Annotated in this window: 21 protein-coding genes; 11 read left to right on the top strand and 10 right to left on the bottom strand. The window is 37.7% G+C overall.

Features of this window, described 5'->3' with window-relative positions:
• Positions 1-15 precede the first annotated feature (15 nt).
• Both ACOZBY_RS18055 and ACOZBY_RS18050 read right to left on the bottom strand, forming a co-directional pair.
• The gene (locus ACOZBY_RS18055; RefSeq protein ID WP_031418398.1) at positions 16-570 is read right to left on the bottom strand and encodes an NADPH-dependent FMN reductase; all 555 of its coding nucleotides are present in this window, start codon (positions 568-570) and stop codon (positions 16-18) included.
• A gap of 119 nt (positions 571-689) precedes the next feature.
• Positions 690-1,535, bottom strand: coding sequence for an oxidoreductase (locus ACOZBY_RS18050; protein ID WP_012292648.1), 846 nt, complete (start codon positions 1,533-1,535; stop codon positions 690-692).
• A gap of 223 nt (positions 1,536-1,758) precedes the next feature.
• Between ACOZBY_RS18050 and ACOZBY_RS18045 the strand changes: the two genes are divergently transcribed.
• The 5 genes from ACOZBY_RS18045 to ACOZBY_RS18025 all read left to right on the top strand — a co-directional run bounded on the left by ACOZBY_RS18045 (position 1,759) and on the right by ACOZBY_RS18025 (position 6,082).
• On the top strand, positions 1,759-2,805 hold the full coding sequence (locus tag ACOZBY_RS18045; protein WP_197148812.1) for a PseG/SpsG family protein: 1,047 nt from the start codon (positions 1,759-1,761) through the stop codon (positions 2,803-2,805).
• A gap of 202 nt (positions 2,806-3,007) precedes the next feature.
• Positions 3,008-3,193 carry an SE1832 family protein gene (locus ACOZBY_RS18040; protein ID WP_008176146.1) on the top strand — a complete coding sequence of 62 codons (186 nt, stop codon included), beginning with the start codon at positions 3,008-3,010 and terminating at the stop codon, positions 3,191-3,193.
• A gap of 34 nt (positions 3,194-3,227) precedes the next feature.
• A complete protein-coding gene (locus tag ACOZBY_RS18035) occupies positions 3,228-4,793 on the top strand; it encodes an ABC-F family ATP-binding cassette domain-containing protein (RefSeq protein ID WP_012292646.1) in 1,566 nt (521 codons plus the stop codon).
• Between the two features lie 414 nt (positions 4,794-5,207).
• Positions 5,208-5,612 carry a transcriptional regulator Spx gene (gene spx, locus ACOZBY_RS18030; RefSeq protein WP_008176149.1) on the top strand — a complete coding sequence of 135 codons (405 nt, stop codon included), beginning with the start codon at positions 5,208-5,210 and terminating at the stop codon, positions 5,610-5,612.
• Positions 5,613-5,635: 23 nt separating this feature from the next.
• Positions 5,636-6,082 carry a MarR family winged helix-turn-helix transcriptional regulator gene (locus ACOZBY_RS18025; protein ID WP_031418395.1) on the top strand — a complete coding sequence of 149 codons (447 nt, stop codon included), beginning with the start codon at positions 5,636-5,638 and terminating at the stop codon, positions 6,080-6,082.
• A 107-nt stretch (positions 6,083-6,189) separates the two neighbouring features.
• On the opposite strand, the gene ACOZBY_RS18020 is transcribed toward ACOZBY_RS18025, so the two are convergent.
• Both ACOZBY_RS18020 and ACOZBY_RS18015 read right to left on the bottom strand, forming a co-directional pair.
• Entirely contained in the window at positions 6,190-6,738 is a 549-nt protein-coding gene (locus tag ACOZBY_RS18020) for an RNA polymerase sigma factor (protein ID WP_008176154.1), read from the bottom strand.
• Between the two features lie 317 nt (positions 6,739-7,055).
• Positions 7,056-8,189, bottom strand: coding sequence for a LuxR C-terminal-related transcriptional regulator (locus ACOZBY_RS18015; RefSeq protein WP_198696114.1), 1,134 nt, complete (start codon positions 8,187-8,189; stop codon positions 7,056-7,058).
• Positions 8,190-8,382: 193 nt separating this feature from the next.
• Between ACOZBY_RS18015 and ACOZBY_RS18010 the strand changes: the two genes are divergently transcribed.
• The 4 genes from ACOZBY_RS18010 to ACOZBY_RS17995 all read left to right on the top strand — a co-directional run bounded on the left by ACOZBY_RS18010 (position 8,383) and on the right by ACOZBY_RS17995 (position 12,783).
• Positions 8,383-9,138 (top strand): SDR family NAD(P)-dependent oxidoreductase, encoded by a 756-nt coding sequence (locus tag ACOZBY_RS18010; RefSeq protein ID WP_031418392.1) that lies wholly within the window; start codon positions 8,383-8,385, stop codon positions 9,136-9,138.
• A gap of 20 nt (positions 9,139-9,158) precedes the next feature.
• Positions 9,159-9,902, top strand: coding sequence for an SDR family NAD(P)-dependent oxidoreductase (locus tag ACOZBY_RS18005; RefSeq protein WP_031418391.1), 744 nt, complete (start codon positions 9,159-9,161; stop codon positions 9,900-9,902).
• 289 nt (positions 9,903-10,191) lie between these two features.
• On the top strand, positions 10,192-11,118 hold the full coding sequence (epsC, locus tag ACOZBY_RS18000; protein WP_031418390.1) for a serine O-acetyltransferase EpsC: 927 nt from the start codon (positions 10,192-10,194) through the stop codon (positions 11,116-11,118).
• 282 nt (positions 11,119-11,400) lie between these two features.
• Positions 11,401-12,783 carry a dipeptidase gene (locus ACOZBY_RS17995; RefSeq protein WP_012292640.1) on the top strand — a complete coding sequence of 461 codons (1,383 nt, stop codon included), beginning with the start codon at positions 11,401-11,403 and terminating at the stop codon, positions 12,781-12,783.
• Between the two features lie 70 nt (positions 12,784-12,853).
• On the opposite strand, the gene ACOZBY_RS17990 is transcribed toward ACOZBY_RS17995, so the two are convergent.
• Together ACOZBY_RS17990 and ACOZBY_RS17985 are read right to left on the bottom strand one after the other, a co-directional pair.
• Positions 12,854-13,426, bottom strand: coding sequence for a nitroreductase family protein (locus tag ACOZBY_RS17990; protein WP_012292639.1), 573 nt, complete (start codon positions 13,424-13,426; stop codon positions 12,854-12,856).
• Positions 13,427-13,521: 95 nt separating this feature from the next.
• The gene (locus ACOZBY_RS17985) at positions 13,522-14,016 is read right to left on the bottom strand and encodes an amidase domain-containing protein (RefSeq protein WP_012292638.1); all 495 of its coding nucleotides are present in this window, start codon (positions 14,014-14,016) and stop codon (positions 13,522-13,524) included.
• 182 nt (positions 14,017-14,198) lie between these two features.
• Between ACOZBY_RS17985 and ACOZBY_RS17980 the strand changes: the two genes are divergently transcribed.
• Entirely contained in the window at positions 14,199-15,221 is a 1,023-nt protein-coding gene (locus ACOZBY_RS17980) for a DUF2804 domain-containing protein (protein ID WP_031418389.1), read from the top strand.
• A gap of 86 nt (positions 15,222-15,307) precedes the next feature.
• Here the strand turns inward: ACOZBY_RS17980 and ACOZBY_RS17975 are convergent, their stop codons facing one another.
• Entirely contained in the window at positions 15,308-16,024 is a 717-nt protein-coding gene (locus ACOZBY_RS17975) for a glycerophosphodiester phosphodiesterase (protein ID WP_012292636.1), read from the bottom strand.
• Positions 16,025-16,176: 152 nt separating this feature from the next.
• On the opposite strand from ACOZBY_RS17975, the gene helD reads away from it, so the two are divergent.
• Positions 16,177-18,405 carry an RNA polymerase recycling motor HelD gene (gene helD, locus ACOZBY_RS17970; protein WP_012292635.1) on the top strand — a complete coding sequence of 743 codons (2,229 nt, stop codon included), beginning with the start codon at positions 16,177-16,179 and terminating at the stop codon, positions 18,403-18,405.
• A gap of 257 nt (positions 18,406-18,662) precedes the next feature.
• Here helD and ACOZBY_RS17965 read toward each other — a convergent pair whose 3' ends face one another.
• The 3 genes from ACOZBY_RS17965 to ACOZBY_RS17955 all read right to left on the bottom strand — a co-directional run bounded on the left by ACOZBY_RS17965 (position 18,663) and on the right by ACOZBY_RS17955 (position 23,446).
• Entirely contained in the window at positions 18,663-19,529 is an 867-nt protein-coding gene (locus ACOZBY_RS17965) for a GNAT family N-acetyltransferase (RefSeq protein WP_012292634.1), read from the bottom strand.
• Positions 19,530-19,892: 363 nt separating this feature from the next.
• Positions 19,893-21,725, bottom strand: coding sequence for an ABC transporter ATP-binding protein (locus ACOZBY_RS17960; protein WP_012292632.1), 1,833 nt, complete (start codon positions 21,723-21,725; stop codon positions 19,893-19,895).
• Entirely contained in the window at positions 21,725-23,446 is a 1,722-nt protein-coding gene (locus tag ACOZBY_RS17955) for an ABC transporter ATP-binding protein (RefSeq protein WP_036166716.1), read from the bottom strand. Before ACOZBY_RS17955 ends, ACOZBY_RS17960 begins: the two co-directional genes overlap by 1 nt.
• Between the last annotated feature and the right edge of the window lie 22 nt (positions 23,447-23,468).

The raw sequence follows: 23,468 nt of genomic DNA, 5'->3' as shown, positions 1-23,468 counted from the left end.
CATGCAAGGGTGCTATTAATGTTGATCGATTGTTTCCTTCGGCAAGTTCTTGCTCATCTCACAGTATTGAACAAATACACGCGCTAATTCACGTAAACGGCTATGAACATCTTCATCTACAATATGATTATCTGCATCAAAATGGGATGTATGTGTATACACATAGTTTGGTGTCACAAGAGCACGGAAGTAGTCTAAAATAGGCTTTAATTGATTTTCTACTACAAGGTGATGTTGATATGTGCCCCCATTTGCAACTATAGATACAGGTTTATAGCGCATTGTTTTAGGATGTAAGAAGTCAAATGCATTCTTCAAAACGCCAGGGATAGATGCTTGGAAAATTGGTGTCGCAATAATATAAGCATCCGCTTCCTCAAATTGTTGAATCATTTTTTTCATATCTTCATTTAACGGTGAGCCATCTACAATTTGATGTTTATATTCACTAAAATGCATCATTTCTAAAACGAAACTAGCATCTAATTCTTTAATATATTGTTCCACTTGCTCTAAAATAGCACCAGTTTTTCGACCAAACATTGTGCCATCAACGAGTAAAATTTTCATCTTCACTTTGCCTCCACATTCATCTTCTACAATAATATTGTATCAAATGAAAAGTGGCTCGGAAAGAACAGGAGTGAGGAAAGCTAGAAATTCAGTCTTTAGGCGGAAAGCAAGAAAAATTACTCTTTATCATATGGTCTGAAATGAACTTCCTTATCAACCACCTCATCTGGGATATTATATTTCTCGCGATCAATCACTACATCGCGATTGACCTTGTCCTCTTCATGAAGCGAATCTGCTTTTTTAATTTTATCCCAATTAAATAGCGTCTCCCTAGAAACATCTTTTTCTGACGTTTCTGGAAATTCCAATGCTGCTAATACATGGGAAGGATAAATGGTCACTGGTTGTTGTTTGCCGTGTAGCGCAATAATCATCATTGCCTTTGCTACTTGAGAGGCTTCAATGGCTCTAAATCTCTTTAGTGGTCCAATTAAAAAAGGCTTGGCTATTTTTAATACCTTTTCTCCAGCCTTTTCCCCTAAACGAAATTCATTCCGTTCTCCTACTAAGAGTGAAGGACGGATTATAGAAAGCTGCTGTAAGCCCAACTCCATTAAATCATGCTCTAGCTTTCCTTTAACTCGGCTATAGTAAAAAGGAGAACTCTCCTTAGCACCCATTGCAGTGATAACAAGAAAATGGGGAATTCCACGCTTTTTTGCCAATGAAGCAATCGCTAAAGGATATTCAAAGTCTACCCTTTCGAACACCTTTCGAGACCCTGCCTTTTTTATAGTTGTACCTAAACAGCAATATAGTTCATGCGCAAATGCTATATCTTGTTCCTCTAACCTATCAAAATCACGAATTTTCACTTCTAGCTTAGGATGCGTAAAAGTTGGTTTTCTTCTTGTAATTACTGTCACGGATACATATTCATCATTTTCACATAATTGCTCTACAAGAGAGGAGCCAGTTAATCCCGTTGCTCCAATTACAATTGCAGCACGCATACCCATGCCTCTTCCCTCCTTCCATAACCACCATCTTTGTTATGTATCGAAATAAACTCACTATATATATCGACCACATTTTTTGATGATTAAAAGCTATTTATCGTATCTAAAAGATAGCTATTTGAAAGATTCACTTAAAAAGATCATTTATCAAATCCTAAATTTTACACATACTTGCTCTTACTTCACCATAATTTAAAGAGACAGAGGAAAGGGTGGGATACATTTGCAAAACGAAACGCAAGCAATAGTACCGAAAAAAACGATTGTTTTCATTATTGAAAGCTGTATTGATAAAGGGCTGTATCCTTTTGAGCGGGTTTCAACATTAGCTAAACTACTGACGAATGAGAAAGTTTTTATATTTGTAAAAACGCCTTCAAATGAAGGGGTTCAAATTTTAATTAATGAAGGTCTAACCCCTGTTTTATTTGATCATTTTAATGAGCTTCCTAAGCAAATGAAAGGCATTCAGCCAGATTTAATCGTCAGAGATGGCCGCAATTCTGAGGCTTGGCAAGTACAGGATTTACGACCTTTTTGCAAAACGATTCTTCACTTTGATGATTTTGGTGAAGGTGGTCAAGCCTGTGACTGTGTACTTCTAGCACTCTATCACGAGGTAAAAGATTATTTACCGTCTCATTATATGGGGGGGAGCTTTGTTTTTGCATTACCCGAAGACTATCAAAACTTTAGCGATAGACCTGAAAGCAAAACACCTGAAAATCCTCCCCATATCGTTGTAGCTTTTGAAGATGGGGACGAGCATAATTTAACCTATCGTACCCTGCGACACTTAACACAGCTCCAAATTCCACTACAAATTACAGTTATGATTGACGACAGCTACCGCCATGCGACAGACGACTTACAAATGATGGTACTAAGTCGTCGCAACACAGCCATCCTTCGTGATAAAAACGCGCTTCTCAAACTTTTACCAAAAGCAGATGTTATTATTTGCAATGCCAATTATACGCCTTATAAAATTGCCTCTTATGGTGTGCCATGCATTACGCTTGCACAATCGGAGGCAGAGCTATTACATGCTTTCCCAAGAGAACAGAATGGTTTTATTCATCTAGGGCTAGGTCGTAAAATGAAACAATCACAAATACAAAATGCTGTTATGGAGTTTCTTTTACATGAAGCACGCAGTGAACGTGCCGTAAAAAAACAACGCCAGCTCAATCTCGTTAGTAATAATGAAACACTCTTAGAGCTACTTTTAGACTTTGCTTATGATCGTCATAATATCGCTTCTACTTAGTGCTACTTCAAAGATGATTATGATACAATATATAAGAAATTTTCACTTTAGCATCTCATCTTATAAAAGTTGGGACTTAGGTAAGTTCATTTTTTTTCAGTTCCCGATTGATTTTAATGATATGCGGTGGGGGATCAATAAACCCCCATCGCTTTTTACACGCATTCGCTATACAAATACGCTTAAAAAAGGAGCAACCATCATGCCAACCAAAAATGATTTAGAATATCAAATTAAAGAATTAAAAATGGACTATATCAATTTACAAGGCGATATCGAAAAACTTGAGTCAACAGGACACAACGATCAAGTAGCACAGGCAGAGCAACGTCTTGCAAATATGGAGTCGAAGCTTGCAGAGCTGAATAAGCAACTAGCAGAACTATAAAATGGAAACTTGAAAGATAGTTGGAGGAACATATATGGCAATTTTAACAGTAGAAAATTTAGGTCATTCATTCGGAGATCGTACACTTTTTAAAGATGTATCGTTTCGTTTAGTAGAGGGTGACCATATTGGACTCGTTGGGGCAAATGGTGTAGGTAAATCAACTTTAATGGGCATTATCACTGGTCAAACAATTCATGATGAGGGAAAAGTGGAATGGCTCCCTGGTACACATTATGGTTATTTAGATCAACATACAGTACTCACAGCTGGTAGAACGATGCGCGATGTATTGCGTGACGCTTTTCTACCCTTGTATAAAAAAGAAGAGGAACTCAATGAAATTACAGGTAAGATGGCTGAAGCTACACCTGAAGAATTAGAAGTTCTATTAGAGCAAATGGCTGAAGTTCAAGATGCGTTAGATGCAGGTGACTTCTATTCACTCGATATGAAAATTGAAGAAGTTGCGCGCGGGCTTGGGCTCGATGCTATTGGCTTGGAGCGAGATGTGGCTGCCCTTTCTGGTGGTCAACGTACAAAGGTTTTACTAGCTAAGCTGTTATTAGAAAAACCAAAAGTTCTATTATTAGACGAGCCTACAAACTATCTTGATGAAGAACATATTACATGGCTAAAAAACTATTTAAAGAACTATCCATATGCCTTCCTATTAATTTCGCATGATACAGAATTTATGAACGAGACGGTGGATGTCATCTTCCAACTTGAATTTTCAAAGCTAACTCGTTATACAGCAACCTACGAAAAATTCTTAGAGCTTGCTGAAATCAATAAGCGTCAGCATATTGACGCGTATGAAAAACAACAAGAATTCATCAAGAAGCAAGAGGATTTTATTGCCAAAAATAAAGCGCGATACTCTACTACTGGCCGTGCTAAGTCTCGTGCCAAGCAGCTTGACCGATTAGAGCGAATTGATCGCCCAGAAACTGCTGTAAAGCCTGAGTTTGGTTTTAAAGAAGCACGTTCGTCAAGTCGCTATGTGGTAGAGGCTGAAAATTTGGTGATTGGTTATGATAAGGACAAACCATTACTTCCCCCACTCACTTTTGCTATTGAACGAGGAGAGAAGATTGCTTTAGTCGGCATGAATGGTGTAGGTAAATCAACATTATTAAAAACAATGCTTGGTAAAATTAATCCTTTAAATGGCAAAGTGATTCGAGGAGATTATCTTTATCCATCTTATTTCGAACAAGAGGTAAAAGCGGAAAAAATTACACCCATTGATGATGTGTGGAACGCCTTCCCTTCAATGGAGCAAGCGCAAGTTCGTGCTGCCTTAGCGAAAGCGGGCTTAAAGACTGATCACATTACACGTCCACTGAATTCATTATCGGGTGGAGAGCAAGCGAAAGTTCGTTTATGTAAATTAATGATGGAAGAGGCGAACTGGCTTCTATTTGACGAACCGACGAACCATTTAGATGTCGATGCAAAAAATGAATTAAAACGTGCGATGAAAGAATTTAAAGGCACTATTGTACTCGTAAGTCACGAACCTGATTTCTATGATGGTCTCGCTACGAAGGTCTGGAATGTCCAAGATTGGTTCACTTCAGGACAACAAGGCTAAATCTAAAAGGGTAGTCTCAAAGATGATTTGAGACTACCCTTTTCCTATTTGCCAAATTCCACAAATATTTTTAAGTTTCCATGTATAATTCTCCTCATTTAAACATACTATAATCAGTGGACTGATATTTTTTAGCTCGTCATTTCTCTCCTCTTGGACAAGCCTATGCTTCATGTAGTCCCTATTCACTTCCCTAAACTTACATCATTGTAAGCTGTGAAAATGAAACTTTTTTAGGATGATCTTCGTATATGTTAATATACCTGAAAAAAATCATGGTGTTATAGATATTTTTTTAAATAGCTATTGATTTATATATAGCTTACTAGTAAGATATATATATATATAAACAATTTACCTTACTGATAAGATATTTATAAAATATAATCTAAAAAAGAAAGCGAGGAATGAAGAATGACAGTTACAATTTACTCACAAGCGAGCTGTTCTTCATCCAGAAAAGCACTTAAATGGTTAAAAGATCACAATATTGAATATAAAGAAAAACGTATCACTTCTCATCCACTTACACTTGCAGAATTTAAAGAAATTTTAAGCATGACTGAAGATGGAACAGATGAAATTATCGCAACAAATTCGAATGATTTTAAAAATTTAAATATCGATATCGACCAACTTTCTATTCAGGAGCTTTTTGCTATTATTCAAGCACACCCAAGAATGTTACGTAGCCCTATTTTAATAGATGAAAAACGTATTCAAGTTGGTTACAATGAGATGGACATCCGCCGTTTTATCCCGCGTAAAGTACGTGCTTACGAATTAAATGCGATGACAAGATTGGCACAAGAAAGTTAAAACAGTTTTGGAGATGACCTTCTATGGATCAAGAAAAACAAAAAGCCATTACCTCGTTGTTTGAAGTTGTTTCATCCATTGAGCGTAAGTGGGCGAACGAGTGGAATAATCATAATGCGCTCGGCTTTTCAAAATCCCATATTTTAATTTTAGACTACTTATCGCAGGAGGGCCCTAAACGCCCTTCTGCTATTGCTGAGCGGTTAAAGGTAACGACAGGTGGCGTCACCGTTTTAACAACGAAGCTTATAAATGCTGGCTTTATTGAAAAAACACAGCACGCTACAGATCGACGAGCGTCACAGCTCGTCATAACTTCTGAAGGCGAGAGCATCTTAAAAGAATCTCGTCAACAGGTTAGTGAAATTATCAACAATATGTTTGGAATGCTCACGGCTGAAGAACTGCAAACATTACGCACTATTTTTTCAAAATGTCTATTGGATGTTGATTCCAATCGGCCAGAATAAAGAAATAAAAAGATGCATCGCAATTATTTGCGAATGCATCTTTTTTTAGATTAGTCGACTGAATACTTCCGTCTAAGTACGTATGTTGTGCGACCAATCAGCTTTCATTACGCTGGTAGCACAGATTCCACAATGGCTGTATCTGACATCAGCATTTCTTTTAATCGAGCCTTTGCACGGAATAAACGTGATTTCACAGTACCAATGGAAACTTTCATAATTGTAGAAATTTCTGCAAGTGAATATTGATCTATGTAGAAATACCATAAAGTCTTTCTATAGATGCCATCTAATTGCTCCATTTTATCTTGTACTAGTTTTGTGACAATATCCTTTTCAACCTTTTCTTCTGTTGAAATTTCATTATTGGGAACCAAATCTAATATCGGTACGTCTAATGTTTCAGGTTGGTTCATCATATATTTACTACGACGAACCTTTTTACGATAGCGATCTCTGAATGTATTCATTGTAATGGTTGTAAGCCAAGCCTTAATATGCTCTACTTCAGCTACGCTGTCTTCATAGCGTACAACCTTTACCCAAACTTCTTGCATTAAATCTTCAGCCTCAACATTATTGCGAGTTAGTTTTAAACATAAGTGATATATATAACGATTGTATTCCTCGTATACGCCTTCTAATTTTTCATTCATTGTGTATGCCTCCGCTTCTTGTTCTTGCTTCTATACACATTCTCGCAAAATAATGTATTACACTCTATCGTATTGGCTTTCAATTTCATTACAATCGTGTAAGCTTAAACACTTTTGCTTGTAATATTCGTAAAAATTGTTTTACTACTATATTACTCAGCCTGTATAACACTGCTCTATAACATTAAACTTCTATTTTCATTACTATATTCATAATAATAATTATTGGAAAATTAAAAATCTGCCACTTTAACAATGACTTGTAAAGTAAGCAGATGTATTTCATCTAGTGGGAAACCCCCTATTTTTCGCTTTGGCTAACTTAATAGTCCTAATCGAAAAGCCGAAGCAACGACCTGTGTTCGATTCTTCGCTTTGAGCTTTGTCATTAAACTACTTACATAATCTCTGACTGTATGCTCACTTAAAAATAGTAATCCCCCAATTTTTTTATTGTCATATCCCTCTGCAAGCAGACCCAAAATCATGGACTCCCTTTCTGTTAAGTGAAGTTCTGTACTCTTTTCAACCTTTTCACCCTTACGTGATAAAAATAACCCCAACCGCTTCCCTACTTCTTCAAGTAACAATAATTCATTCTTCGTACAATCAAATTCTTCACCTAGCTGGTCAAATGTTAGCCATCCAAATAATTGATCCTGTTGAATAATCGGGATAAATATAATCGACGATAAATTAAATAATTGTATATGTTCTTCCTTCACATAATTTTTAGGGTTTTTCAAATATATAGGTTTTCTTGAGCCGAGTACGGTATTTTCACTGGTTAGCTCCCCTTTCATGCTTTGAACCTTTGGAAGCTCTGCACCAATAACCCCGTAAAATTGATTGGACCAAGGCACATAGGCATAAAATACACATCTTTTATAAGTAAAATACTCTTCACATTTCTTTAAAATATAGGCTAAATCCTGATAACCAGAGGAACTGATGAGCAATTTATCGAGTTTATCCAATAATTGTAGTCGCCTCAACTCCTCATTTTCAGGAGTAGTTCTACGACTATTTTTGTGATCTTCTTCGTCATTAAAGTAAAGCTGTACTAAAAATGTAAATATCGTTAGTACATACATTAGAATGGCATGCATTCGACTAATTTTTTGCTGAATCATGAAAGTAATCAATGATTTCTCTAAAATCAATTGGAATAGATGAAAGCTTCTCGTATCAATAATAGATAGCTGTGATTGAAGCCATGTCTTAAAAAAACTTCTAAAATCATCATTTAGCTCTTCGATAGTTGAATGCGTCATTAAATGTAGAAAGGAATCCAGTAGCATTGCCACTCTTTCTCGATCTGCTTCAGCAATAGAAGGGTCTAGATTGAGGTAAATATTCGTATTCTCTTCAATTTGTTTACTATGAATTTTGATAAATAACACAAATTCTTGAAGTGTCATTTGTTCAAAGGATTGAAATAAGTGCGTCATAGGAAATTCCTCTCCTCCTTACTAAAAATACCCCTATAAATGAAGGGTACTCCATCACTATATTATACAGCATCTTATAGGATAGTATTTCAAATTGAAAGGAGTAAGATGAAGCTATCGCTAAAATAAAGCGAATACATTTGAATCCTAAGGTAACCATATAACCAGAAATAATGGAAGGTGCGTGCTTGAAATGAGACTTGAAAATAAAGTAGCCGTTATTACAGGCGGAGGTACAGGCATCGGGAAAGAAACTGCACTATTATTTGCGAAAGAAGGAGCAAAAATAGTCATTACTGATATAAATGAACAATCTGGGAACGAAACAGTTAGCTGCATCCAAGCAATTGGAGGCGAAGCCTTATTTGTACGTCATGATGTTAGCAATGAAGACGACTGGAAAAAAGTTGCAGATATAACGATTCATACATTTAAAAAAATTGATATTCTTTTCAACAATGCAGGCATTTATATAATTAAACCACTTGCAGAAATTGAACTTTCAGACTGGAATCGCTTAATGGCCATCAATGTAACTGGTGTTTTCCTTGGCATGAAGCATATCATGCCGCTTATGGCCAAACAAAATAATGGCTCTGTCATTAATGCTTCTTCCATTGCAGGCTTAACAGGTGCTGCTGGACATGTTTTATATGGCGCTAGTAAAGGTGCCGTACGCATTATGACAAAAGATGCCGCAATGGAATATGCCCCATTTGGTGTCCGAGTAAACTCTATTCACCCTGGCTATATCGATACAGGAATGGCCGATTATGCATCTGCAACAACTGGAAGCTCTAAGGATGAATTAGGAAAAAACTTATTCCCATTAGGTCGTTTAGGTTCTGTAAAAGAAGTGGCTCAAACAGTACTGTTCTTAGCTTCTGATGAATCCTCTTTCTCAACCGGTGCCGAATTTGTTATTGATGGTGGAGCAACTGCAAAATAATTATAAAGGTGGTCATTAAAATGAAACTAAAAGATAAAGTAGCAATCGTCACAGGTGGCGCTAGTGGTATCGGTGAAGCAACAGTTCGCCTCTTTGCCCAAGAAGGTGCTCAAGTAGTCATTGCCGATTTTTCAGAACGCGGACAAAATATCTCCGAACAATTGAATAACGATGGTTATGATACGCTCTTCGTAAAAACGGATGTAACAAGCGAAGATGATATTAAAAACATGATTAATGAAACCGTTCTTAAATATGGAAAACTTGATATTATGTATGCCAATGCAGGTGTAGCTGACGATGCACCCGCTCACGAGTTATCATTTGAAAAATGGAAAAGAACAATTGATATAAATTTATCAGGTGTATTTCTTTCTGATAAATATGCCATTGAGCAGTTCCTTGCGCAAGGAACTGGTGGGGTCATAGTTAATGCTGGCTCTATCCATAGTTTTGTTTCCTTACCAAATCCAACAGCCTATTCATCTGCAAAAGGTGGTGTAAAACTATTAACACAAAACCTATGCACAGCTTATGCAAAACAAGGTATTCGCGTAAATGCTGTATGTCCTGGCTATATCGATACACCTCTATTGGCTGAAGTAGACGCTCAAAAGAAAGAATATTTAGCTTCCCTTCATCCACAAGGTCGTCTTGGTAAACCAGAAGAGATTGCCAAAGCTGTTTTATTCTTAGCAAGCGATGATGCAAGCTTTGTTAATGGTACAACACTCCTTGTTGATGGCGGCTATACTGCTCACTAATAAAAAACTAAGGGTCTGAATTCGGCATCGTTCCGAAATCAGACCCTTTTTATTTGATTAAAAATCTCCCAGAGCCAATCCGTCTAGATCATAACCTGAAGCAGTAAGCTTTAAAAGCAGTCGTATTTTATGGTAAAACAATATAAGATTATTTAATGGCACTCCACATGCAGGTATTTTTTCGATAATATAAATATTAATATATTTTAAAGCTAAAAGAGTTGCTATTGGATGAAATGCTTTGTACTTTTATTACATCAGTTATTATGAGGTTGAGGGGTGTTTTATAATGAGTTTAAATGATTGGTTAAATGAAAAAGTTCCAGAAATCACAAGTTCATTATGTGATATTAATCGACAGTATGTGGATATTGAAAATTCAATTGGCTTTGTTGGGCGCAATAAAATTTATAAAATCTTAGATAATTTTCATGAAGTGCTGTTTCCGGGTATCCATACTGCTCCACCGATCGATACTAGACGCGTTAATATAGTAAGTAGTAATAAACTACGTGAAACGGCATTGGATTTACGGGATATTATCGAAAAAGTATTAATTTACAATTTGGAATACAACAGCAATCTTGAAAACTGTACTTGTCAAGAGGATGCAGATCGCATTGTGATGGATTTAATTTCGCAATTTCCAAAAATCCGTAAAACCTTGCAAACGGATATTCAGGCAGCGTACAACGGAGATCCTGCTGCCCTTTCCACAGAAGAAATTTTATTAAGTTATCCTTCGATTGTTGCGGTATATATTCACCGTATTGCACATGAGTTATATGAAGTGGGCGTACCAATTGTCCCACGTATTATGTCTGAGTATGCACATAGTTTAACAGGAATCGATATTCACCCAGGCGCGACAATTGGTGAATCCTTCTTTATCGATCACGGCACAGGTGTCGTAATCGGTGAGACATGTATCATCGGCAATAATGTCAAAATATATCAAAGTGTCACGTTAGGGGCATTAAGCTTCCCTCTTGATGAAAATGGCAATCCAATTAAAGGGATTAAACGTCATCCGAATATTGAAGATAATGTCGTTATTTATGCGGGTGCAACCATTTTAGGTGGCGAAACGACCATTGGTCACGATTCAGTGCTAGGCAGTAACATTTGGCTTATGAATTCAATACCACCATATTCCCGTGTTTACAATTCACCACCAACTCCTAACATTAGTAGCAGTAAATCGAACAATGTTTAATACTGACACGCTTTAATTAGACGGCAAAATTGACCTTCCATTATAGACACACCTACTGAAAGACACTGCAAAGGATTTTCTACAGTGTCTTTCATTTTTTCCTACACGTACCCTTCCATTTCATAGCTTAATACAATGAAATACAACCAATAGCCTTGCTATAAAAATGTTGCAGTTTTCCCCATTAGAGCTTATTTATTTATGAACCCATGCTAATACTTTCTAGTTTTGATATGCTATACTATTTCTATTATCGAAATATATTAGAAAGAGGGATGCTAGATGACAAATTTACAGCAAATTGATGCTTATTTTGCTGAACATCGTGAGGCTCATTTAAACGAATTGAAAGAGTTTTTACAAATTCCAAGTATTAGTTCTTTATCTGAGCATAAGGAAGATATCCAACATGCAGCACAATGGCTCGCTAATGCATTTGAAAAATTAAATCTTGAGAATATCTCTATTACTCAAACTGCAGGTCATCCAGTTGTCTATGCTGATTGGTTACATGCGGAAGGCAAACCCACTATATTGTTTTATGGTCATTATGATGTACAACCTGTTGATCCTTTAAATTTATGGGAGAGCGAACCTTTCAATCCTACCATTCGCGACAATAAATTATTCGCTCGTGGTGCCAGTGATGATAAAGGGCAAGTATTTATGCACTTAAAAATGATTGAAGCTTTATTTGCAACAACAGGAACTTTACCCGTGAACGTTAAATTTATTTATGAAGGTGAAGAAGAAATTGGTAGTCCACATTTACCTTCCTTTGTTGAAGAATATAAGGAAAAATTAGCGTCGGATCTAATTTTAATTTCTGATACTGGCCTTTATGGTCCTGGTAAACCTGCAGTATGCTATGGCTTACGTGGTTTAGCAGGTATTCAAATTGATGTGCGTGGAGCTAAAGGAGATTTACACTCAGGTCTCTATGGTGGAGGCGTGCAAAATGCCATCCATGCATTAGCTGAAATATTAGCATCCTTCCGTGATGAGCATGGCACAATCCAGGTGGAGGGTTTCTACGACAATGTATTACCTTTAACAGAAGAAGAACGTGAAGCTTATCGCGCGCTTGGTTTTGATGAAGAGTCAGTTAAACAAGAGGTCGGTGTTAAAGAACTATTTGGTGAACAAGGGTTTACCTACCTAGAACGTACTTGGGCTCGTCCAACATTAGAGGTTAATGGGGTCTTTGGTGGTTTCTCTGGAGAAGGCATCAAAACGGTATTACCTGCTGAAGCAGGCGCTAAAATCACATGTCGTCTCGTCCCAAATCAAGAGCCTGATGAAATCGTGGCCCTATTAAAAGCCCACGTTGAAAAGCATAAGCCCGCTGGAGTAGAAATTAACATTTCGGAATTTGATAAAGGCCCTGCATTCTTAACACCATTTGATCATCCTTTCATTCAAGCAGCTGGACGTTCTTATGAAAAAGTTTATAATGTGCCTACTGCTTACACTCGTGGTGGTGGATCTATCCCTATCGTTGCTGCATTTGATGAAATTTTAGAAATCCCTGTAGTATTAATGGGCTTCGGTTTATCTAGTGAAAACTTCCATGCTCCTAATGAGCATTTCCATTTAGAAAACTTTGATAAAGGTTTACGCGTTTTAAGTGATTATTTATATGAAGTTTCGGAATTAAAAAAATAATTTTTTTTGATTCCATAACAAATCCCCTCAACTACTTCAGTGAGGGGATTTTCTTTGGTGCTTTATGCAATTACTGGCCAAAAACTGTAACAATTTCAGCTGATTTTTTCCGTTCTTTTCCTTTTGGCACTTCATCAAAATAACCCACTTGTAGCATCGCAATAACACGTTCACCCGGCTGTACCTTTAAGGCTTCGCGGAACTTTGGATTATCTAAAAAGCCTGGTGTTTTCCAGCAAGAGCCTATCCCTCTATCCCATGCTAACAGTTGCATATTTTGAATAAAGATACTCGCTGCACCATAATCCTCTAAACGCTCTTTTTGACGAGCATCCTCAGGTACGATAACAAAGGCATAGCCACCAGGTAACGTAAATTTCAACATCTGCTTTGCCAAGTCTTCACTTAGAAGCTCTTGCCATTTCGGAATCGTCAGGTCGCGTAATAAATGTTGTAGGTCTTCTAATTCCTTCCCACAGGCTACCACTAAGCGCCAAGGCTCACGGTTACCGTGGTTGGGTGCCCAAACTGCATCGTCGATAATGGCCAATAAATCGTCCCGATCTACAGGTTGACCATTAAATTTTTTAATGGAACGACGTTGAATAATTGCATCTCTAACCGATAAAAATTGTTCGCTCATATATCCATTCTCCTTCTACAACAAGACAACCTTTTAAGTTTATCTCTTCTACCCTCACATTATCATAAAATGATATGCTTTAAAACTACCTCATCCTAAGCAAAGCTATCCTCTATATGATAGAAAAAGTAAGTCATGCTTGGTGTATAGGCTGTGGAGTCCTCATAAAAATACGGTCGATTAATACTATCTGAAGTATGGGCATTTACATAGGGAATCCCGTTTTGAATACTAGTAACAATAACAGAGTGATCGATTCTCCCATTTCCTTGAAAATCATAAAAAATAACATCACCCAACTCCAGCTCTTCAGCGGTTTGAACACGTGTACCCTTCAACCCTATCGTTGAGCCTTCTAAATACCACCTTAAAGAGTGTGCAACAGACCAGCTAAAGCTCCAATTTCCTTGTTGAATCCACCAGCCCTTCTCTCTACTTGGTGCCCCTCGCATTGGTGCCCCACCTGCTAATAAACATTGTGATATATAGTTGGTACAGTCTACATCAAAGTTAGGAAAAGCTGGATTACGTCTATTCCACCACAAATTGGCATACTGTACAGCAGCTTGCCTATTATACATCTTTGCCATACACCCCCTCCTTATGCCATCATATGTCTCTTCAAGTATTTCTATTAGTTAGGTCCTTACTCATATTATTGTCGAAAATAGGTATAATCAGTATGTTCCTTTCCATTTTTAAGATCATTTTTGCTACAATAAGATTAAAAGAAATGTATGATTTTATTTTAGGACCAGAAGGGATGTTAAATGTGAAGCAGCATGCTGAGAAAGAAATTTTACAGCCTACTCTTTTATGCGATAAAAAGGGTAATTTAAATCCAGCAGCCATCGGATTTGCACGTAAACCATTTATCAATAGCAATTTAAGCGGCCATCTCATGCGCAAAAAGAAATGGAACTATTGGTGTGTCTACGGTGATGAAATCTTATTTTCCGCTACGATTAGTCATCTAGATTATGCAGCAGTCTGCTTCGTCTATTTCCTTGAATATGAAACGCAGCGCTATTTCGAAAAAACGATTACCATTCCCTTCGGTGGTAAATTAAAAATGCCTACACAGGTTTTAGAATCTGTATCGTTTAAAAATAGCGAAATGATGATTGATATACTATATGTACAAAATGAAACGCACCTATCCGTTTCTATTCCAAATTTTGATGGAGATATTTTACGTGCAAAGCTTATCATTCAACATCCCGCTACAGACGAAACCTTAAATGTTGTCATCCCTTGGAATCGTAAAACATTTCAATTTACAGGAAAGCATCATACACTCCCTACTTCAGGTGTTGTCACAATTGGTACTCGTCGTTATAATTTTTCGGCAGAAGAAAATTTTGCTGTCTTAGATTACGGTCGAGGTGTATGGCCGCGTGAAGCGGTATGGAATTGGGGAATGGCCTCTCAACGGGTCCGTGGAAGAAGGATTGGACTTAATTTAGGAGGCAAATGGACAGATGGAACAGGTATGACTGAAAATGCTGTTTTTGTTGATGGTAAAATGACAAAAATACATGAGGATTTATTGTTTGATTATGATTCAGAAGATTACATGCAGCGCTGGAAAGTTAAAACCAAATTCTCTCATCAAGTGTCACTAACCTTCTCTCCGTTTTTTGAACGTGTAGCCTATACAAATGCAAAGCTAGTAAAATCAGAAGTACATCAATTATTTGGTTATTATGACGGTTCCATTTTGCTCGACAATGGTGAAACATTAGTTATTCGACAAATGCTTGGATGCATTGAGGAACACCAAGCAAAATGGTAATACGAACCTTATAGAAGACGCCGCGTTCCGTGGGCTATACTTACATAAACATTCCACGGAATTCGAGCGCCTCTCCTCACATTGTTTTAAGTAAGGGCTTTTAATATTTTCTCTGGATCATCAGTAAATATCGCTTGTATTCCTAGTTGCTGTAAGTATCGAGCATCCTGCTCCTCGTTGACTGTATAAACACGTACAGATGCCCCTTCAGCGAGCGCTAGTTTTACTGATTTACGATACGCTGTAGGCAAACTAACATGGATGCCTTTAGCAGGAATGAGCGCAACGTAAGTCGAAAAATCCACTAAAACTTCTGCAAACAATGCAGCAATTTCAATATATGGTGCAATTTGAGCGACTGTTTGCAACGATTCATGATTAAAAGAAGAGATAATAACCCTCTCAGTCATTTGTTGGGCTGCTACTTCCTTTAGTACTAATGTCTCGATTCCTTCATAGGCAAACACATCTGTTTTTAGCTCAATGTTAATACGATGATTGGTACCTACAAATTGTTCTAGTACCTCCCCTAAGGTCGGAATCACTTCTCCACTATAATCCAATGAGTACCATGAGCCAAAATCAAATGTACGTAATTGCTGTAACGTAAAATCTTTTACATAGCCTGAACCATTGGAGGTACGGTTAATGGTTTCATCATGAATAACAACGACCTCTTTATCTGCTGTTAAATGAACATCTAGCTCAATCCCTGCTATAGGAAGCTTAGATGCTGCTTGAAATGCAGCAATTGTATTTTCCGGGTAGCTTGCAGAAACACCTCTGTGTGCAAAAATATCCAAAATATTAAACCTCCTCTTTTAGTAATATTCCTTTAAAACCCCAACGTAATAGTAACATATTCAGCTTTTAAGCTTTCACTTGATGGTAAATATTATATATAGTAGTATGATAATCTACTTTGAAATTGTAAGTACCTAGGAGGTGCTAAAAAATGACTGTAAAACATCCAGATTTTCAGACAGAAGTAGAGCGATTAGCGTATACCCAAAGTTATATGCAACAAATTTTAAATGAGTCACAAAGAGATTTAAAATCCGCTCAAGAAAATATTCGGAAGTCGATGGCAGATCTTGATTACTTAGATTCTAGTTTGAGTTATTTAAACATCTTAACCAATGCCCGATTCTTTGAAATGGCCCGTAATCAAAAGGAAGGGCTAGAAGCCGTTCAAAAGAAGCCTTATTTTGCCAGAATCCATTTTCAAAAGACAGGTGACCCTGAAGAACTTCTTTACATTGGAAAAACCTCGTTATTTCATCGTGAAACACATGAGCCGATTATTGTCGATTGGCGCTCACCAGTAGCGAATGTCTATTATGATGGCCGCCTTGGTGATATGGAGTACGATGTCCGTGGAGAAATTCATAAAGGGCATCTATTTGCTAAGCGACAATATAAAATTGAAAATGGCGATTTGCTCGATATACGTGATATTGATTTAACTACGAACGATGAACTGTTACAAGAAGCATTGGCTGGTAAAGCTGATGTTCGTCTAACCGAAATTGTCTCGACAATCCAAAAAGAGCAGAATGAAATTATTCGCGCACATCTTCGTCAACCAATAATTGTGCAGGGAGCAGCAGGCAGTGGAAAAACTACCATTGCCCTACACCGAATATCCTATTTCCTCTACACAATGGGTGAGCATTTTAATCCTGAGCAGCTCATGATTTTAGCACCGAATAAGTTATTTATTGATTATATTGGAGATGTCTTACCAGAACTAGGCGTCGATAAAATATGCCAAACTACTTTTACCGATTACGTTCTATCCGCCACTAAACTAAAATTAAAACTTCAAAATCCAAATGAACAATTAGAATCGCTTGTGGCAGGAGGAAATTCTCAGCCAACTGCTTGGATAGCTGAAATGAAAGGCTCTCTTTATTATCGCGATGTTATCGAACGCTATATCCAAAAACTAGAGCAAGATATTGCAGAGCAATTTGAAGATGTTTACATTGAAAGATACTGTATCATGCGGGCTTCTCACCTTAAGAAGCTATTTTTATATGAATTTTCTTATATGCCAATCGAAAAACGACTAGCACATATTAAAAAGGTGTTAGCTAGCCATGTTCGTCAGAAAAAGCAGTCTGTCTTAGCTACACTCCATAAAAAATATGATGAAGCACTAGGCAAGGCCTTAAATGGAATTCGAGATGATGAAAAACGGCGACGTGTTGTAACAAAGTTTATCGATGAACGAGATGAGCGAATTCCTGCCATTGAAAAAGAAGCCAAATCAACGGCAGCTGCATATATGCGTCGCTTTTCGAAACACAACATTAAAACTCTCTATCGTTCACTGCTCACCAACGCTGAACTTTTAGCGGAGTTGGCACCTGAATGGCATTATCTCGAACAACAGCAATTTTTACAATCACATCGCAAGGAACAATGGGCACTTGAAGATTTAGCTGCACTTTATTATTTACAGGCACGCTTAAAAGGCATCCCAGATGAATGGAAGATGCGCGTTGTCTTTATCGATGAAGTACAAGACTATAGTCTTTTTCAGCTCGCTGCTTTAAAAACAGGTTTGGATACTGATATGTTTACAATGGTTGGTGATTTAGCTCAAGGAATTCATAGCTATCGCTCATTAACTGCTTGGGAGCCTGTCCAAGGTTTATTCCCACGAGCAAGCTTTCGAACTTTGCAAAAAAGCTATCGTACAACCATTGAAATTATGGAAGTCGCTAATGAAATTTTAGCGCAAATGGATGAACAACTTCCGTTGGTGGAGCCAGTTGTTCGTCATGGCAATGTGCCTAGTTTTATTCAAGCGGAACAGTTCGACGCCTTAAAAATTAAAGAAATTTTTGACACGATTCGTCAACATGGACATCGGTCCATTGCTTTAATATGCAAAACGACTGTTGAAGCAATAATGATGCAAAACGATTTAACAGCTCACCAATTACCTGCACAGCTCCTAACTGAAAATGATTCCATTAATCAGGAAATGTTACTCGTTGTTCCAAGCCATTTAGCGAAAGGACTTGAATTTGATGCCGTTATTGTAGCTGCGTTTCATACGCCCTTTTACGACACGCCCATTGACCGAAAGCTACTCTATGTAGCACTCACACGGGCCATGCATGAGCTTTACCTAATAGGTCCCTCCAAAAATACATTCTTATTAGAAAATTAAAAAGTCGCTATAAGGCGACTTTTTTCATACCTCATTAATTTCTCGGTGGTAATCGATAGAACTTTCCTTTCGATAGATAGGCCTTAACCACTTTCCACCACGAACTTGGTGCTTCCTTCGGAGGAGACTTCTTTTTAGGCAATGCCGGCATGCGCATAATCACGACTCCTTTCATAAGGCTTATTAATACTATATGAAGATAGTACGCAATTATGCTAAAAAGGGCGATGAGTTCCTATCACTCCTCGCCCTTTTTATTATTGCTTTACATAATAATCAATTTGCTGGGCTTTCATAAAACCAGCCTTTTCATAAACAGATATTGCTTTTTTATTGTCTACTTCAACATCTAACATCACAAAAGTTGCGCCCGTTTTACTCGCATAATCCTTCGTAAAGGATAGTAAAGCCGTCCCAATACCTTGTCCTTCACAATTTGGGTGGACGGCAAGGGCTGTCACCCATTGTATTTCATTTTCCTGAGCTGTCGTCACCGTTCCAACAACTTCACCATCTCGGTAAGCTACCCATAGCTTTCTTCCATTAGTGGACGTATTGAAGGCAATGAGCTCTGTTGATTCTTCTGGTAAATCTCCAAATGCTTTACTATAAATAGCAATTAGCTCAGCCTGTTCGCCATTATAGGGAAGAATACTAATATCGTTTTGTAATGCTACAGGTTCCGCTTTTGTTTCTAAGGTCGCTTCTGAGAAGCTGTAAACATAATTTTTATTTTCAATAAATGTGTGTCCATGTGGGGAACCGTCAATAACAACAGCTAACTGCCCCTCTGCCCCTCGTTCTTTTAGCCCAACTTGTATCCCTTCAACTAATGCAGTCCCAATCCCCTTTTGGCGATATGCAGGTGTCACCACTAGTGACCACTCATACGTATGGACCCCAATTAAATCTATGGCACTTGCAGCTCCAACTAACAAATCATGATCATCCTCATACGCCAATACCATAAAGCCCTTCGATTCAAAAGAGCTAGCCATTGGCACATTCATAATAGTTTCGTATACTCGATAATCATGAATTGTCGCTTCTTCACATAATAATTTTACTTCCTTTAATGTTTCTCCATCCAATGGGAAAGACACTGTCATCACTGAAATATTCATTGTTTACTCCGTTCCTGTATCAGACTATTGCCCTATTGTAGCAAGAATGAAAATAAGCTGGCAACTAAATATATGATCACCCTCTATTAATGAGAATTTTACTTTAATCAATCTAATAATAAAAGGATTTTTACTATAAAAGTTCACAAAAACAACTAAAATTTACTATGAATACTAGATTTATAATAACCTAACAAACTCTTACTATCATTATTACTCTTTTCATCTAGTTACTTTCAAACTATATACTATTCCCTACTTCTCTATATTAATTATACTATTTATTCAAATTAATTACATTTATTAATCCTACTAAAAAAGAGTAATTTCAAATGAAATTACTCTTTTAATAGTTGCTATTAGCTATTCTTCTAAATGATAAGAGGATGAATGCAGCATTTGCGCATATAAACCACCCGATTCAATCAGCTTTTGCTGTGGCCCAGCTTCCACTAGCTCACCTTTATGCATGACTAAAACCATGTCGGCATTATGCACTGTATTTAATCGGTGTGCAATAACAAAGCTTGTGCGTCCTTGCATTAATGTATCAAGTGCCTCTTGAATCGCCATTTCTGTTACTGTGTCGATACTGCTTGTCGCTTCATCTAACAATAAAATTTTAGGGTCCGCAATAAGTGCACGTGCAATTGATAGCAATTGTTTTTGGCCTTGGGAAATTTCTCGTCCATCTGCAGCAAGAATCGTATCGTATCCATCTTTGAGCTTCATAATAAAGTCATGTGCATTAGCACGCTTAGCGGCTTCCTCAATATCAGCATCACTTGCATTTAATTGGCCATATCGGATATTTTCACGAACAGTTGCTTCAAATAAAAATGGGTCCTGCAATACAAAAGCCATTTGGGAACGCAAGGATGGACGATCAATTTCCTGAACGTTAATGCCATCAAATAACACTTCGCCCTTTGACACTTCGTAGAACCTGGCAATAAGTTGAAGGATTGTCGTTTTCCCTGCTCCTGTAGCTCCTACAAGAGCTACCGTCTGTCCAGGCTCCACTTGAAAATCAACATTTTTTAATGTGTAAGATTCCTGGTCATGTGCATATTTAAAATACACTTGCTTAAATGCTACATGACCCAATAACTGGTGATCTTTCGCTGAGGTAGATTCTACTTCTGGTTGTTCGTCCAGTAACGCAAATACTCTTTCAGCACCAGCAATAGCTGATAACACTGTGTTAAATTGATTTGCTAAATCATTTAATGGACGTGTAAATTGGCGAGCATATTCAGTAAATATAACGATAACCCCTATTGACACATGCCCATATAAAGCAAGTACACCCCCTATTCCCGCAACAATAGTAAAGCTCATATTATTTAAGAAATTCATGACCTTTGGAATATAACCAGAATATGTCTGTGCCCAAAATCCCGTTCTTCTTAATCTCAAGCTTTTTTCCTGAAACTCTATCTTCATTCTTTCCTCTTGGGAAAAAGCTTTCACAATGCGCTGTCCAGATATGGTTTCTTCTATCATGCCGTTCAAGGCCCCAATAGCTGCTTGCTGCTCCTTAAATAAGGGAGCCGTTCTACGTGTAATCCACCGCATTGCCCAAAACATAAAGGGAATAATGGTCATGGTTAAAATGGTTAGCAACGGACTTAAGCTCAGCATAATAATAATGGTTCCTCCAAGCGTTAATACACTTGAAAACACCTGAATAAAAGAACTATTTAGCGTTGAACTGACCGCTTCGATATCATTCGTCATTCGGCTCATTAATTCGCCATGTTGACGTCGATCAAAGAACGCAATCGGCAGTCGTTGAAAATGACCAAATACACTTGTTCTTAGCCTGTAAATCGTTTGCTGAGCAATACCAATCATCCAATAATTTTGCAGGAACAGGGAGACGGCTAGCAGCATATAAATGCCCATTAATAAAACAATACCCTTGCCTAAGCCAGCTAGCTCTCCATGCATAACATAGTGATCAATCATTCGGCCAATCACATATGGGCCAACTAAAGCCAAAATTGAACTCGTCATGACTAGTAAAAGAACTACGACTAGAAGTGCTCGTTGCTCATCAACAATTTTCCATAACCGTAGCAATGTACTTTTCCAATCACTTGCTCGTGGCCCTTTCTTTTTCTTCACAGCCTGCTGAAGATCATCTTTAGTCAAGATCGGCTCATAGCCAAAAGGTTTTTGGAAAAATCCCATTATTCCTCCACCTCCTGTTGAGAGACTGCAATTTTTTTATAAAGCGTTGAGGATTGTAAAAGCTCTTCATGGGTTCCATATGCAACTACTTTTCCAGCATCAATAAGTAAAATACGGTCTGCACCTTTAGCTGTACGAATTTTTTGCGTGACCACCAGCATCGTAGCCTGTTCTTCGCTCAGTGCCTCCCAAAGCGCCTGTTCTGTTTTGACATCCAATGCACTTGTACTATCATCGAGCATTAATATATGCCCTTTTCTCAAGAGTGCTCTCGCAATGGATAGCCTTTGTTTTTGCCCTCCAGATAAGTTGACCCCCTTTTGCCCAACCTTAGTGTCATAACCATTTGGAAAATCCTCAACAGATGCATGTATTTGAGCTTGCATTGTAGCCTGTAGTACAGCATCCATTTCAGCATGCGTATCTCCCCAACGCACATTATCCGCAATACTGCCTGTAAATAACAAAGACTGCTGAGGGACATAACCTATAACTTCACGTAACTCTTGTAAATCCCACTGTTGAACATCCTGTCCCTCTACTAATATTCTTCCCTCAGTTACTTCATAAAAACGAGGAATAAGTTGTAACAAAGTGGATTTACCAGCACCAGTCGCCCCCATTATCGCTAATTTTTCACCCGAATTAACTTGGAAATTAACATCTGATAGGACTGGCACCTCTCCTCCTGGATAAGTAAAACTAACATGTTCAAATGTTAACTCACCGTAGCGTATACCTTGACTGATTTCTTCTGAAAATGAAACTTCCTCCACCTCATTTTCTGTGGAAAGAACTTCTGCCATACGCTCAGCTGACGCCTTTGCACGCGCATAAAAGATTATAATAAAAGCGAACATTGAAAACGAGCCTGTCATACGCATCGCATAGTTGACAATCGCAACAATATCTCCAAGTGGTGTTGTCCCAGCTGCAACCTGTTTTGTACCAAACCATAAGACGGCGAGTAGACTCATATTCATAATGAATAAAAGAACTGGCATAATGTATTCCATTATGCGTAAAGCCTTTACAGTATCCAATTTCAAACGAGATGCAACCTCATCAAAGCGTGAAGCCTCATATGTCCCTCGTAAGTATGCCTTTACTAAACGTATAGCTTGTAAATTCTCCTGTAAAACCCTATTTAAACGGTCAACTCTTTTCTGCACTCTGCCAAAATAAGACACGCCCTTTGCGACCATAAAAATAAGGAAAATTAAAATGATAGGTGCACCTATGACTAAAAACAAGGCTAATTTTGCATTCACAATAAAAGCCATTACTATACTTCCTAGCACAGCAAGGGGTGCCCGAAGCATAATACGTAAGCTCATAAACAGCACCGTTTGTACCTGTGTAACATCATTGGTTAATCTCGTAATCAAGGATGCCGTAGAAAATTTTTGATAGGTTGCTAGTGTAAAGGATTGGATTTTATCAAACATGGCATTTCGTAGATCATAAGAAAAGCTTTGAGCAGTATGAGATGAAAAGTATGAATTAATGATACCCGCCATAAAGGCAACAAATGAAAGTCCAAGTAAAACAGCACCCCATTGCACAATCATTTCGTGATTTTGAGCCCTTATTCCATCATCAATGATTTTAGCCATAATAAGCGGCTGTACAAGCTCCACAAATAACTCTAACAACATTAAACATAAAGCAAAGATAGCAGTCCATTTATAAGGTCTTACATAGGAAAAAACTTCTTTCACATTCTTTCCCCCTTGTCCTAAG

It is taken from the genome of Lysinibacillus sp. NPDC056220, from assembly GCF_049315265.1.
Classification (GTDB): Bacteria; Bacillota; Bacilli; order Bacillales_A; family Planococcaceae; genus Lysinibacillus; species Lysinibacillus pinottii.
Note: the sequence above shows the minus strand (reverse complement) of the source record. Positions and strands in the feature narration are given on the sequence as shown.